Source organism: Angustibacter speluncae (genome assembly GCF_054777815.1).
Window position 1 is genome coordinate 100,687 of the sequence record NZ_BAAHAF010000072.1, and the last position, 13,614, is coordinate 114,300.

13 protein-coding genes and 1 pseudogene are annotated in these 13,614 nt (G+C 75.2%); 3 read left to right on the plus strand and 11 right to left on the minus strand.

The features are described from left to right. Positions 1-171: 171 nt before the first annotated feature. The 5 genes from ACYVKY_RS08725 to ACYVKY_RS08745 all read right to left on the minus strand — a co-directional run bounded on the left by ACYVKY_RS08725 (position 172) and on the right by ACYVKY_RS08745 (position 5,938). Positions 172-2,661, minus strand: a complete 2,490-nt coding sequence (locus ACYVKY_RS08725) for a CHAT domain-containing protein (protein ID WP_460434579.1) — start codon at positions 2,659-2,661, stop codon at positions 172-174. A 41-nt stretch (positions 2,662-2,702) separates the two neighbouring features. Beyond that, positions 2,703-3,176: a peptidase associated/transthyretin-like domain-containing protein gene (locus ACYVKY_RS08730; RefSeq protein WP_460434580.1), complete on the minus strand. Its 474-nt coding sequence runs from the start codon at positions 3,174-3,176 to the stop codon at positions 2,703-2,705. Continuing rightward, a complete protein-coding gene (locus tag ACYVKY_RS08735; RefSeq protein ID WP_460434581.1) occupies positions 3,173-3,757 on the minus strand; it encodes an RNA polymerase sigma factor in 585 nt (194 codons plus the stop codon). The genes ACYVKY_RS08730 and ACYVKY_RS08735 overlap by 4 nt, the downstream gene beginning before the upstream one ends. Continuing rightward, complete coding sequence (locus tag ACYVKY_RS08740; protein WP_460434582.1) at positions 3,754-5,331, minus strand: S8 family peptidase; 1,578 nt, start codon at positions 5,329-5,331, stop codon at positions 3,754-3,756. Before ACYVKY_RS08740 ends, ACYVKY_RS08735 begins: the two co-directional genes overlap by 4 nt. 193 nt (positions 5,332-5,524) lie before the next feature. After that, positions 5,525-5,938 carry a hypothetical protein gene (locus ACYVKY_RS08745; protein ID WP_460434583.1) on the minus strand — a complete coding sequence of 138 codons (414 nt, stop codon included), beginning with the start codon at positions 5,936-5,938 and terminating at the stop codon, positions 5,525-5,527. A gap of 63 nt (positions 5,939-6,001) precedes the next feature. Here ACYVKY_RS08745 and ACYVKY_RS08750 point away from each other — a divergent pair, with 63 nt between their 5' ends. After that, positions 6,002-6,427: a hypothetical protein gene (locus ACYVKY_RS08750; protein WP_460434584.1), complete on the plus strand. Its 426-nt coding sequence runs from the start codon at positions 6,002-6,004 to the stop codon at positions 6,425-6,427. Between the two features lie 100 nt (positions 6,428-6,527). On the opposite strand, the gene ACYVKY_RS08755 is transcribed toward ACYVKY_RS08750, so the two are convergent. The 6 genes from ACYVKY_RS08755 to ACYVKY_RS08780 all read right to left on the minus strand — a co-directional run bounded on the left by ACYVKY_RS08755 (position 6,528) and on the right by ACYVKY_RS08780 (position 11,855). Further along, positions 6,528-6,902, minus strand: a complete 375-nt coding sequence (locus ACYVKY_RS08755; protein WP_460434585.1) for a hypothetical protein — start codon at positions 6,900-6,902, stop codon at positions 6,528-6,530. A gap of 44 nt (positions 6,903-6,946) precedes the next feature. Further along, entirely contained in the window at positions 6,947-8,494 is a 1,548-nt protein-coding gene (locus tag ACYVKY_RS08760; RefSeq protein ID WP_460434586.1) for a dihydrolipoamide acetyltransferase family protein, read from the minus strand. 13 nt (positions 8,495-8,507) lie between these two features. Then, a complete protein-coding gene (locus ACYVKY_RS08765; RefSeq protein ID WP_460434587.1) occupies positions 8,508-9,503 on the minus strand; it encodes an alpha-ketoacid dehydrogenase subunit beta in 996 nt (331 codons plus the stop codon). Further along, on the minus strand, positions 9,503-10,648 hold the full coding sequence (gene pdhA / locus ACYVKY_RS08770; protein WP_460434588.1) for a thiamine pyrophosphate-dependent dehydrogenase E1 component subunit alpha: 1,146 nt from the start codon (positions 10,646-10,648) through the stop codon (positions 9,503-9,505). The genes ACYVKY_RS08765 and pdhA overlap by 1 nt, the downstream gene beginning before the upstream one ends. A gap of 228 nt (positions 10,649-10,876) precedes the next feature. Further along, positions 10,877-11,176 (minus strand): putative quinol monooxygenase, encoded by a 300-nt coding sequence (locus ACYVKY_RS08775; RefSeq protein ID WP_460434589.1) that lies wholly within the window; start codon positions 11,174-11,176, stop codon positions 10,877-10,879. Between the two features lie 133 nt (positions 11,177-11,309). Further along, positions 11,310-11,855, minus strand: coding sequence for a hypothetical protein (locus ACYVKY_RS08780; RefSeq protein ID WP_460434590.1), 546 nt, complete (start codon positions 11,853-11,855; stop codon positions 11,310-11,312). Between the two features lie 275 nt (positions 11,856-12,130). Here ACYVKY_RS08780 and ACYVKY_RS08785 point away from each other — a divergent pair, with 275 nt between their 5' ends. Further along, on the plus strand, positions 12,131-12,829 hold the full coding sequence (locus ACYVKY_RS08785; protein ID WP_460434591.1) for a hypothetical protein: 699 nt from the start codon (positions 12,131-12,133) through the stop codon (positions 12,827-12,829). Between the two features lie 51 nt (positions 12,830-12,880). Further along, a pseudogene (locus ACYVKY_RS08790) lies at positions 12,881-13,614 on the plus strand (hypothetical protein); the annotation flags it as partial.

Consider the following 13,614-nt stretch of genomic DNA (forward strand, 5'->3'; position numbering starts at 1 on the left):
GACGGTCGTCCGGGGCAGGCGATTGGGGAGGACCCCCGGTCCACCCCTCAGGGACCGGCGGGTCCTCCCCACTCGCTCACCGGGTCGGCGCCCTCCCCTCCGAGGAACCGCTCCGGTGCTGGGCAGGAGCGGCCCGCCGCCGCCCTGATACCGGCCGCGCGGAAGAACTTCTCAGCCGGCGCCGAAGCAGACCAGTGGCGCCACGGCGTCGTCGTCGAGCGACCCGAGCGCCGCCGCCAGCGCCGCAGCCGGCGACAGCCCCGCGCGCAGTCCCTCGTGGTGCCGCACCGCGACCACCTCGGCGACGTCGTCGCCGACCCGGGCGACCGAGGCGACGACCGACCGGGTGCCGCCGTGCAGCAGCGCAGCCGTGGTGCCGAGCGCCTCGTCGCCGGGACGGATGCTCGCCATGCCCGCCTCGCAGGCCGACAGCACGACGTGCTCGGGCAGCCGCGCGACGGCGTCGAGGTCGTGGCCGTACAGCCAGCCGTCGGCGAGCAGGAGCGAGGAGAACAGCGGGTTGTCGGGCTCGTGCCGGCCGTGCGCCGCCACGTGCAGCACCCGGGCGCCGTCGAGCGCGGCCAGCGTCGCCCCGACGGTGGCGTCGTCCCCGGCCAGGACGGTGGCGTCGGTGCCCCGCGCCACGGCTCGCACCTCCGGCTCGGCGCGCGCGACGTCCGGGCCCGCCACCAGCACGGTGCGGCCGTCCTCGCGGACCGGCCGGGACGAGCGGTCGATCCACCAGGTGGCCGACGGCGCCACCGAGACCTCGCGCCCGCGCAGCTGCGGCAGCATCGTCCACGGCACGACGGCCGACTGGCCCGACGGCACGAGCACCACGGGACCGTCCGTGCCGTCGAGCGCCGGCGCGACGAGGGCGGCGAACCGGTCGAGACCGCTGCGCAGCGAGCCGGACACGGTGCGCCGCAACGGTTCCGGTAGCGCGTGGCCCGCGAGCAGGTCGAGGTCGGCGCGCACGCGCAGCACGTCCTCGCGCACCTGCGCCGAGGCGCCGAGCGGCACCACCCGGGCACCGGACCGGTCGACGACCAGCGCGTGCACCCGACCGGCGAGGGCGAGCAGCGACACCAGAGTGGCCCCGTCCAGGGCTGCGACGAGCCGGTCGCGAGCGACCGGGCCGAGCACCTCCCCCGCCCCGGACGCCTGCCACGCCAGCGCCCGCACCTGCTCCTGCACGGCCGCGGCCTGCTCCCGCCACGGCCCCGGGTCGGAGCCGGACACCCGCGCCGCCTGCTCGTTCTGCTGCAGGAACCGCAGCCGCGCGAGCAGCTCGCCCACGCGTCCGTCCTGCCGCGGTCGGACGGCGAGCACCCGCGACCCGGCCGCGCGCACCTGCTCGGACCAGGCGAGCACGTCGTCGGGGTCCCCACCGCGCAGCGCCTCGGCGAGCCCGTCGCGCGCGAGCTGGCGGCCGATCCGGGTGGCGGACGTCAGCAAATCGACGCTGCCGAAGCCGGCCTGCACCTCGTGCAGGTCGCGCAGGCCGCGTGCCCGGCTGCGTTGCGCCGCGACGGAGCGACCGTTGACCGCCTCGACCGCGGCCCGGGCCTCGTGCCCGAGCATCCGGGTCGAGACGCGGTACCCACGGGGCGCCCACGCCTCCGCCGGACGGGCGGCGGCCGCGTCGGCACCACGTCCGAGCCGGGCGAGCGAGGACGCGTGCAGCAGCCGAGCGACGTGGGCCTCCTCGCGCAGGCCCTGCGCCTGCAGGCGCGGGGCCAGGTCGCGGGTGAGCTCGACCGCCCGCGCGGGCCGGGCCAGGTGCTCGATCTGCGCGAGCTCCAGCTCGGCCAGCAGCGCCCACCCGGTGGCCTGGCGGCGGGCGAAGGTGGCGAGCGCCCGGCGCGCCCAGCGCCGCGCGTCGGGGAGGTCGCCGACGAGGCGCGACACCTCGGCGAGGCCGAGCTGGGCGTTGGCGCGGTCCTGCCCGAACGCCGACCCGCGCAGCAGGTGCACCGCGCCGGCGTACTCGCGGCCGGCCTCGTGCAGCAGGCCCGCCGACTGCAGCATCTCGGCGTGACCGCGCGCCGACGTCCCGCGCATCCAGGCCGAGTCCGACCCCATCACGGCACGTGCGCGGACGATGAGGCGCAGCGCGGCCGGCAGGTCTGCCCGCAGGTGGGCGAGGTAGGCCAGGTTCCCGGTCGCCTTGGCGACCTCGAGGTCGTGGCCGCCCGCCTCGGCGAGCTCGAGCGAGCGACGGGTGTCGGCCTCGGCCGCCGCGAGATCGCCTGTGCGCAGGGCGAGCACGCCCCGGTTCAGCAGGGTCAGGACGGCGTCGATCGTCGACGGGTCGAGCAGCGGGACGGCGCGGTCGAGATCGGTCTGCGCGTCGACGAGGCGTCCGCCGCGCAGCAGCATGAGCCCGCGCTGGCCGAACCAGACGCCGACGGCGTGCTCGTCGACGTCGTCGCCGGGTGCGGGCCGGCACTCGTCGAGCGCCGACAGCCCGGCGGCCATGCCGGTGAGCTCGTAGCGCGCGAGGGCGAGCGAGATGCGGCACCGCAGACGGAGGGTGGCGTCCAGGCCCGGCTCGGCGACGAGCCGCTCGAGCCGCCGCGCCGCCTGCGCGTGGTGCCCGCGCGTCGCCAGGCGCACGGCGTCGCGCCACCGCGCGTGCGCGTCCCCGTCCCCGGCCACGCCCTCAGTCTGTCGGACGCCCGACCGCGCGGGCGGGTGCCTCAGAGCTCGATCGGCGGCGTGGCGACGGCGTCGCCGCCGGTCCCGCGCAGCACGAGCTGTGCCAGCCCCGGGACCAGGTCGTCGAGAGCGAACCGGCCGTCGGCGTCGACCTCGGCGTCGTGGTTCGACCCGTCGGACTGCCGCACGACCACCTGACCGCTCGCCGCCGGCGAGACCCAGCCGTCGACGCGGCGCCGGCCGTCCGGCCGCTCGCTCACCGTGATCATGATCGACAGGTGGTCGGTGCTGAAGGTGACCGTGCGGGCGGTCTCGGTGCTGCGCGCGCCGGCGGCGACGTCGACCTCCGAGGTGAGCGCCAGCATCTCGACCTCGGTGTCCAGGTCCTCCAGCCAGATCGCGAACTGGACGCGGTCGACCAGGCCGGTCGGCACCGGGTCACGGCGCTCCCACAGGCCGCGCAGCGCGTCGAGGAGCTGGTCGTCGTCCTGGGGCAGGGCGCGGGAGGCGTTCACGTCAGGCTCCACTCGGGGTCGGCGACGCAGGCGCGCCGCAGCTTGTCGAGGCACCGGCCGCGGGTGGGCCCGATGCTGCCGACGGGGATGCCCAGCTCGGTCGAGATGTGCTTGTAGTCAGGGCGGTCGGAGAAGGCCAGCACGCGCAGCAGGTGCCGGCAGCGCTCGCTCAGCTCGCCCGCGTGCCGCCACAGGACGCGGTGCCCCGCGTCCTCGACGACGGCGTGCTCGGCGCTGTCGACCGACGGCAGCCGGACGTCGACCTCGGCGTCCTCGACCAGGTCGACCTTCGCGCGGCGGTACGACATCCGCGCCGCCTCGCGGCGGACCGTGACCGACAGCCAGCGCAGCACCGCCTGCGGGTCCTGCACGGTGTCGCGCTTGCGCACCAGCTGGAGCCAGGTGTTCTGCACGGCGTCCTCGGCCTCGGCCTGGTCGAGCCGGTACGAGCGGGCCAGGTGCCACAGCGTCGGCGTCAGCAGCCGCACGAGGTCGTCGAGCGCGCCGGGACGGCCCTCGCCCCAGGCGACGAACAGCTCCCGTGCCCGATCGGCGGTGTCGGAGTGCGTGCCGGTGGTCATCGGGTGCTCCTCCTTGGCGACGATCCAGGTGCCCTGTGCTGGTGCGCCTTCCAGACCGCGCGGACGACGTCCGTGACCTGGTCGGGGCTGAGCCCGTCGTCGAAGCCGTGGGCCTCGAGCAGCGCCTGCGCGAGCCGGCCGGCGACCACGGGGGCGGCGAAGCTGGTGCCGCTCCAGACGCCGAAGCCGGCGCTGAAGTCGTCCGGGTCGAGCGTGCTGTGGACGCGCCCGTCGTCGGCCGTCACCTGGACCGCGGGCGACAGGCCGCCCTGCAGCCGCACCGGCAGCGTGCTGACGAGCGAGGCGCCCTCGGCCCAGCAGCGCACCCACGGGCCGAAGTTGCTGTACAGCGCGACGGTGCCGTTCGGGTTCAGCGAGCCGACGCTGGTGACCGGGACGACGCCGGGCTCGACCCGGGTCACGCGCCCGCCGCGGTGCGGCGCGAACGCCGCCGGGTAGACGGCGTCGTGCCAGCCGTTGTTGCCGGCCGCCGCGACGACGGCGACGCCGAGCGACCCCAGGTCGCGCAGCACCGGCAGCATCAGCTCGTCGTACGCGACGTCGTCGGCGCTGGTGTGGCGGTAGCCGAGGCTCAGCACGACCACGTCGACCTGCAGCCCGCGACGCGGGTTCTCGCGGTGCCGGCGCACCTGCTCGGCCAGCACCAGCAGGCACCTGACCAGCTCGTACTCGTCGGCGACGCCGTCCGAGCGCATCACGCGGACCGCGCGCAGGTCGGCGTCCGGGCAGAGCTGGCGGACGAGACCGGCGATGAAGGTGCCGTGCCCGCTGTGGCTGTCGAGCGCGCCGTCGAGCACGCCCATCCGCACGCCGTGCGCCTCGGGGTCGGTCGCGGGGTCGGTGAAGCCGACCTCGACGCCACCGAGCTCGAGGCCGCGGGTGACGCCGTCCGCCTCGGTGAGCCACGGGTGCTCGCCGACACCGGTGTCGAGCGTGACGACGACCGGGCGGCGCCGACGTCCCTTCGTGCGGGCGGGCTCGGGACCGACCCAGTCGACCGGCTGGCGGGCCCCGAAGCCGGCCAGGCCGTAGGACGCGATGCCGGCCGAGGTGGCGGAGGCCGGGGGGTTCATGCCGCCGGTGGTCGGGATGAGTCCGCCGGTCGCCGGGACCAGGCCCCCGGTCGCCGGGACGAGGCCGCCGGTCGCCGGGACCAGGCCGCCGGTGGCGGGGACGAGGCCGCCGGTGGCGGGCACCATCCCGCTGAGGGCGTCGTGCGCGCTCAACCACTGGTTGGCGTTGACCATCACGGCGAGGTCGGGCTGCCGCCTGCCGGTGCGCTCGCGGCGGGCCATCCGCTTGGCGCGGCGGACGACGCGCTGGGCCACGGTGACCGGGTCGTCGACGCGCTCGCCGAACTCGTCCTCGAGCACGAACGAGCGGGGCGTCTTCGCGTAGTCGGGGTCGCCGAGGACGCGGGCGAGGTCCTCCGAGCGACGCGTCTCGACGGGGACCACGTCGAGCGACTCGGCGGCCCGGCGCACCAGGTCGTGCGCGCGGGCGTGGTGGGGTCCGGGCGAGACGATGATCTCGTCGACCACGTAGCGGCTCACTCACGACTCCAGCACGACGGGACCGCCGGCGCGGTCGAGGGGTACGCCAGCCAGGAGGGGACGGGCTGCGTCGTTGATACACCCTCCTCGCGGCCGGGCACAGGGCGGTCGCGGACCGACGCGTCGGAGTCGACGCGCGGAACGGGACGAACGGGGCTCCGGAGGGCGTCGACCCCGACGCGTCGGTACGTCGTCAGGCCGGTGACGGGCTCCGGTCGCCCAGCACGAGCTGCCAGACCTCGGGGCCGTGCTGGGGCTGCAGCGGGAGGCGCAGCACCCGGCCGTCGGTGGTGACGACCTGCGAGCCTCCCGACCGCGGGTGCCGACGGATGTCGGCGATCTCGTCGAAGCCGAGGTCGTGGTGCCGTCGGCCCACCCACCAGCGCAGGCGCCCGTCGCCCACGTGCACGATCGACCTCGGCACGACGAGCAGCACCAGCAGCAGGCTGCCCACCGCACCGAGCGCGCTGACCACGGTCCAGCCGTCCGGGGCGCCGCCGTACCGCAGGTCGCCCACGACGGCCAGCACCTGGCTCAACCCCACGAAGGCGGAGGTCGCCCCGATCAACCGCGCTTGCCCGAGCCCGAACCGCCTCGTCCCCTCCACACCTCGACGATAAGGACACCCGGCGCCCCGCGTGGGTCGTTCCCGAGCGGGCAGGGTGGTGCCGTGGGCTACTGGCTGCTGCAGGGCAACCCCCGCCGGTGGGACGACCCGTCGGCCCTCTACCGCGACCCGATCACGTCGTGGTGCGTCACCGGCGTGCAGCGCTCGGTCGAGGTCGGCGACGGCGTGCTGCTGTGGATGGCGAACCCCGACCCGGAGCAGCGCGGCGTGCACGCCGTCGGCACGGTGGCCGGCCCGGTCGAGCTGCGCGGCAACGGCAAACCGTTCGTGCCGCTGGCCGTCAACCGCTACGTGACGCACGACCCGGTGTCGGTGCTCGAGCTGCGCGGCACCCCCTTCGCGAGCCACCCGGTGCTCGCGATGGCCCGGCGCACCGCCTACCCGTGCACCCCGACCGAGTTCGAGGCCGCCGTCGCGCTGGTGCAGGCGCACGACCCGACGCCGGCACCGACCCGGCCGCCCACCTGACGGGCAGAGCCCTCGGAACCACGGTGCCCCTCACGCGGGAGCATGCCGGTGCCGGCCGGTCGTTCCGAGCGCTGTGCTCGTCCGGACGACGCCGACAGGGTCAGACGGTGACGCCGCGCTCGTAGAGCGCCTGGGCCGCCGCGGGGACGTCCTCGGCGCGCAGCGGGGTGGGCAGGCGCCGGCGGTCGGTGGTCTCGAGCCAGACCACCGTCCGGTCGTTGTCCTCACGCAGCGCGGCCACCATCTCCAACGGGACGACGTAGCGACGCATCCGGCGGTCGCGCCAGCGCACGCCCCGCTGCCCGATCCGCAGACCCTGGGACCGCGCCCCCAGCGCGATGGCGAAGGGGCCGAGGACGGCCACGGCCAGGTGACCCCAGAACAACCAGTCGAGCTCTCCACGCGACCACCGCTGCCACGCCAGCAGCGCCTGCATGGCCACGACCGCCCACTGGATCGCCTGCGACGCGCGCACCTTCCCGCTGACGATCGTGGTCTCGCGTCTCCCCTGGCGGCGCGTCACCCCCAGACGAGCCCCTGCTCGGGATGCTCCAGGACGGCGGCGACGTCGGCCAGGGTCCGGGACCCGAGGTCGCCGTCGACCAGGCGGTGGTCGAACGACAGCGTCAGCTGCATCACCTGGCGCACCGCGAGCTCGCCGTCGACGACCCACGGCATCGGACGCACCTGGCCCATGCACAGGATCGCGGACTCGCCCGGGTTGAGGATCGGCGTGCCGCCGTCGACGCCGAAGACGCCGACGTTCGTGATGGTGATCGTCCCGCCCTGCATGTCGGCCGGGGGCGTGCGGCCCTCGCGCGCGACGTCGGTGAGGGCGTTGATCGCACCCGCGAGGCCGACCATGTCGAGGCGCTGCGCGTCCTTGACGTTCGGCACCACCAGGCCGCGCGGCGTGGCGGCCGCGATGCCGAGGTTCACGTAGTGCTTGGTGACGATCTCGCCGGCGGCGTCGTCCCAGAACGCGTTGATGCCGGGGTTGCGGCGGACCGCGAGGCACAGCGCCTTGGCCACGACGGTGAGCGGCGACACCCGCACGTCGCGGAACTCGCGGGACGCGCGCAGCCGCTCGACCAGCTCCATCGTCCGCGTGACGTCGACGGTGACCCACTCGGTGACGTGCGGCGCGGTGAACGCCGAGCGCACCATCGCCTCGGCCGTCATCTTGCGCACACCCTTGACCGGAGAACGGGTCTCGCGCTCGCCGCTCTCGACCGGAGCCGCCGCGACCGCGGTGGTCTCCTCGGCAGCGGAGCCACCACCGTTCGCGAGCGCCAGCACGTCGTCGCGCGACACCGTCCCGTTCGGGCCGGTCGGCGTGGCCGACGCGAGGTCGACGCCGAGGTCGCGGGCCAGCTTGCGCACCGGCGGCTTCGCCAGCACCCGCGCGGACGACGCCACCGGCGCGACCTCGACCGTCCCGACCGACGGGAGCGACGCCCCCGGCACGGGAGCCGACGGCACCGGGGTGACCGGCGCGGCGACGCGCATCGGCGCGACGGGCGTGGCGACCTGGCGCTCGGCCGAGAACGCCTCCTGCACAGCGGCTTGCGCACCCTCGGGCTTGCCGCCGCCACCGCGACGCGGACGCCGCTTGGCCTCCTGCGACTTGGGGCCGTAGCCCACCAGCACGGACGTGCGGCCGCCCGGAGCGGGACCACCGATCAGCCCGGGCTCGACGAAGCCCTCCTCGGGCGGCTTCGGCACCATCTCCTCGCCGGGGCCGCCGATCTCGGGGCGCTCGGCGGCGGTGGCCTGCTCGGGCACGTCGCCGGTGGGAGTGCCTGCGGGAGCGGCGCCGTCGGGGTCGACGTCGATCGAGATGATCGGCGTGCCGACGTCGGCGGTGACGCCTTCGGCGACGTGGATCTCGACGACCTTGCCCGCGAACGGGCACGGCAGCTCGACCAGCGACTTGGCGGTCTCGATGTCGACGATCGGCTGGTTGATGACGACGGTGTCGCCCACCGCCACCTTCCACGCGACGATCTCGGCCTCGGTCAGGCCCTCGGCGGGGTCGGGCAGCAGGAACTGCTTGATCTGCGGCATGGGATCCCTTGTCTCAGAACGCGAGCGAGCGGTCGACGGCGTCGAGCACCCGGTCCAGGTCGGGCAGGTACTCCTCCTCGTGCCGGCTCGCCGGGTACGGGATGTGGAAGCCGCCGACGCGCAGCACCGGCGCCTCGAGCGCGTAGAAGCACCGCTCGGTGATGCGCGAGGCCACCTCGGCGCCCATGCCGAGGAAGGTCGCGGCCTCGTGCACGGTGACGAGCCGGCCCGTCTTCAGCACCGACGCCTCGACGGTGTCGACGTCGAGCGGCGACAGCGTCCGCAGGTCGATCACCTCGATCGAGGTGCCGTCCTCCTCGGCCGCCTTGGCGGCCGCGAGGGCCGTGGTGACCATCGGGCCGTAGGCGGCCACGGTGACGTCCGAGCCCTCGCGGACGACGCGTGCCTGGTGCAGCGGCAGCGGCGTGACCGAGGTGTCGATCTCGCCCTTCTCCCAGTAGCGGCGCTTCGGCTCGAAGAACATCACCGGGTCGTCGGACGCGATCGCCTGCTGGATCATCCAGTACGCGTCGGCGGGATTCGAGCACGAGACGACCCGCAGGCCGGCGGTGTGCGCGAAGTACGCCTCGGGGCTCTCGGAGTGGTGCTCGACCGCCCCGATGCCGCCACCGAACGGCACCCGGATCACCACGGGCAGCTTCACCGAGCCCTGCGAGCGGTAGTGCATCTTCGCGAGCTGGGTGACGATCTGGTCGTACGCCGGGAAGATGAAGCCGTCGAACTGGATCTCGCAGACGGGCCGGTAGCCGCGCAGCGCCATGCCGATCGCGGTGCCGATGATCCCCGACTCGGCGAGCGGGGTGTCGATGACGCGGTCCTCGCCGAAGTCCTTCTGCAGGCCGTCGGTGACGCGGAAGACGCCGCCGAGCTTGCCGACGTCCTCACCCATGACCAGGACCTTCGGCTCGGCCTCCATGGCCGCGCGCAGACCCATGTTGATGCCCTTGGCGATCGTCCCCTGGACGACGCTCGTCACCGCCTCGCTCATCAGTGACCCTCTCCCTCGAAGGACGCCCGGTACCCGGCGAACCACTCCCGCTCCTCGTCGACCAGCGGGTGCGGCTCGCGGTACGCGTGGTCGAACATCGTGTCGGGCTCGGGGTTGGGCATCTCCAGGCAGCCCTTGCGGACGTGCACGGCCAGCTCGTCGGCCTCGCCGTCGACCTGGTCGAAGAAGTCCTGGTCGGCGTCGCCGCGGCGGGCGAGGTAGGCCTTGAGGCGGGCGATCGGGTCCTTGAGCTTCCACTCCTCGACCTCGGCCTCGATGCGGTAGCGCGTCGGGTCGTCGGACGTGGTGTGGGCGCCCATCCGGTAGGTGAAGGCCTCGATCAGCGTCGGACCCTCGCCGTTGCGGGCGCGGTCGAGCGCGGCGGTGGTGACGGCGTAGGTGGCCAGCACGTCGTTGCCGTCGACCCGCACGCCGGGGAAGCCGAAGCCGCGGGCGCGCTGGTAGAGCGGGATGCGGGTCTGCCGCTCGTTCGGCTCGGAGATCGCCCACTGGTTGTTCTGGCAGAAGAACACGACCGGGGCGTTGAACACCGACGCGTAGACGAAGGCCTCGTTGACGTCGCCCTGCGCGCTCGCGCCGTCGCCGAAGTAGGCGATGACGGCGGCGTCGCGGTCGGCGTCGCCGGTGCCCACGTGGCCGTCGCGCTGGATGCCCATCGCGTAGCCGGTCGCGTGGAGCGTCTGCGAGCCGATGACGATCGTGTACAGGTGGAAGTTGTTCTCGGTGGGGTCCCAGCCGCCCTGGTTCACGCCGCGGTACAGGCCGAGCAGCGTGACGGGGTCGACGCCCCGCGTCCACGCGACGCCGTGCTCGCGGTAGGTGGGGAACACGTAGTCCTGCGGGCGGGACGCGCGGCCGGAGCCGATCTGCGCGGCCTCCTGCCCCAGCAGGCTGACCCAGATGCCCAGCTCGCCCTGCCGCTGCAGGGCGGTGGCCTCGGCGTCGGCGCGGCGCACCAGCACGAGGTCGCGGTACATGCCGCGCAGGTCCTCGGCCGTGAGGTGCTCCACCAGCGCGGAGTACTCGGGGTGGTCGACGCGCTCGCCCTCGGGGGTGAGCAGCTGCACCAGGTCCGGGCCGCCGTCCAGGCGGGACCGGCCGGCGCCGACAGCGGTGTCGGTCACGTGTGTGGCTCCTTCGTCGTGGCCACGACGAGGGGGTCACCTCGTGCCGCGGCCCTGCGGACCCGCGTCCGGCAGCGGGGTCGCCGGGCGCCGGACGTGGGAGTGGCGGGCGTCACGCGAGACCCGACCAGGGTCACCGTACCGCCTGCTGAGACGGCGCCCGAACGGGACGGAAGCGCTGCCGCACCGCCCACCCGGACGGCCGACCGCCCGGCACCCGCGCCGGCGTCAGCCGACGTCGACCGGCCGCAGCGGGTGCACGGCGACCTCGCCGGCGAGCGCGCCCTCGGCCGCCGAGAACGCGGCCGCGACGTTCGGGCCCGCCAGGTGCGCGTCCAGCGACGCCTGGTCGGTCCAGCGCTCGACGGTCACGAAGGTGCCCGGGTCGGCGACCGACTCGTGCAGGTCGTACCCGAGGCAGCCGTCCTCGGTGCGGGTGGCGGCGGCGAGCGTGCGCAGGGCCTCGCGGACCGCCTCCACCGCCTCGGGCCTGGCCGGGATGGTCGCGACGACGTGCAGCTCGCTCATGGCTGGCCTCTCGTGGTGGGACGGGCTCGGAGCGTACGGCCGCGCAGGCGCGAGCACACCACGAGGTGTCGGTGCGCGCAGGTGGCTCCCGCAGACCCCTGCGACCGTCGACACCTCGCGGTGTGCCCGTCGCTCAGCCCTGCAGCGCCCACGCCTCCTCGACCGCCGCTGCGACGTCGGCGCTGCCGAGGCCGGCGCGGTCGCGTCCGAGCAGCAGCACCGACACGGTCAGGTCGTCGCGGGAGCGCCAGCAGATCAGCATGAAGTCGCTGCGGCCGGGCGGCAGCGCAGGCATGCCCTCGGGCAGGTCGTCGGGGTCGCTGTTGGAGTAGTCGACCTGCTGGGTGCACGAGACTGCCGCGAAGCGCTCCTCGACGTCACCGGCCATGCCGACGTCACCGGGGTCGTCGTCGCCGGTGATGTCCTGCCGGGCCACGATCAGGTTCAGCTGCGGGCCCGTGTTCGCGCCGGACCGGTAGGCGCGGCCGCCGACCGTCCCGTCGAGCTCCCAGCCGTCCGCCCAGCCGTCCTGGGCGAAGTCGTACGGCGACACCGGCATGCCGAGCAGGAACTGCGGGATCACCACCGGCTCCGTCGAGTGCGGCGGCGGGCGCAGCGCGACGACGGCCACCACCGCGGCCACGACCAGCGCGAGCGTCCCCGCGACGGCCACGACCACGCGGCGGGACGGCCGGGGACCCGGCGGCGGAGCGCGACGACCGGCTCGGGTGTGATGTCGAGCCCGAGCGGCGCGGACGGTGGTGCGGTCACGCCGTCGAGGATCGGTCGCCGGACCGGGCGACTGGTGCCGGACCGGACGGTTCCACCCGGCCGGACCAGCGCCGCACCCGCCCGGGAGGAACCGGGAACCGCTGTCCCTGGAGTCCCGGGAACACCTGCCGGGACGGTGTCGACCGCACCCGGGGGCTCCGGGACGAACGAGAGGACACCGCGATGAGCATCCCCACCACCCACCAGGACGCGCGCACCGCCGAGCGGGTCGACCGCACGCCCCACCACCGCCGCGTCGCCGGGCTCGCCGGCGTCGGCGCGTTCGCCGCCTGGCTGCTGCAGCCGCTGATCGTGTTCGTCCTCACCGGTGGGGAGGACCGGCTCGACTACGCCGCGCTGGAGGCGATGCCCTGGGCGGGCGCGTACGAGGTGGCGACCTTCACGCTGATGGGGGCCGGGCTCCTCGTCCTGGTACTCACGGTGGCCGACCTGGCCGCCGCGGGCGGTCGGGCGCCGGGCACGCTCGAGCGGGTCGGGCACCTGCTCGGCCTCACCGGCGCCTTCGGCTGGCTGCTGCAGGCCGCGTTCGCCCACGCGCCGTTCACGACGGGGAGCAGCGACCTGGCCACGATGGACCTCGCCGACCAGGCCAGCGCCCTCGCCATCTACGGCGTCGTGCAGATCGGCGCCCTCGGGCTCAGCACGCTCGGGTCCGGCGGCTGGCTGCTCGTCCTCGGCGCGCGGGGCGTGCGGCACGGCGTGCTCGGCCGTCCGTCGGCCGCGTTCGCCCTGGTGTGCGGGGTGCTGGCGATCGTCCCGTTCGCGGTGCCCTTCGGTCCGCCGATGGGTGTGCTGGCCGTGTTCCTGGCGGCGCTCGTGCTGGGCACGACCTTCCTGGTCGCGTCGCGCCGGCGCGCCTGACCTCGTGCGAACCACGACCGGGACGGCGCGGGAGGCGGGAGGATCACGGCGATGGACGGTCCCGTCGTGGTGGTGGCGAGCGTGGTGGTGGTCCAGCTGGTGGCCTGGCCGCTGGTGGGCCTCCTCCTCGCGCGCCTGGTGCGACCCGGCAGCGGCCGTCCGGTCCTCCCGCTCCTGACCCTCGCGCTGCTGCTGGCGAGCACGGCGGCGCTGCTGCTGGTGCCGGGGCAACCGCGCTGGCTGAGCCACGGCTGGTTCGTCGCCGTGCCGCTGCTGTGCGCGACCTACCCGGACGGACGGTTCGTCCCGCGGTGGCTGGCCGGGCCCGTCGCGGCGCTGGTGGCCGTCCCGGTGGTCGACGTCGTGCTCGGTGGCGCGATCTCGGAGCAGGCGTGGTGGGGCTGGTTCGCGGCGGCGGAGGTGCTGCTGCTGCTCGCGCCGGTGCACCGCTACCGCCGCCGCGCGACGACGCAGGAGCGGCTGGCGGTGCGCTGGGCGGTGCTCGGGCTCGTCGTCCAGCCGCTGCTGTTCGTGCTGATCGGCGCCTGGTCGGGGTGGCAGGAGATCGGCGGGCCGGGTCCGCTGGAGACGGCGGCGGCGCACCTTGCGCTGCTCCCGGCGCCCGTCGCCTTCGCCGTGGGGCTGCTGCACCCGCGGCTCGCCGACGTCGACCGGCTGCTGCGCGGCCTGCTCGCGGCGGTCGTCGTCGCCGCTCCCGCGTGCGTCGCGTACGTCCTCGTCGCCGCCCTGGCCGCGCCCGCCGGGCCGGGGCGCGCGGCCGTGCT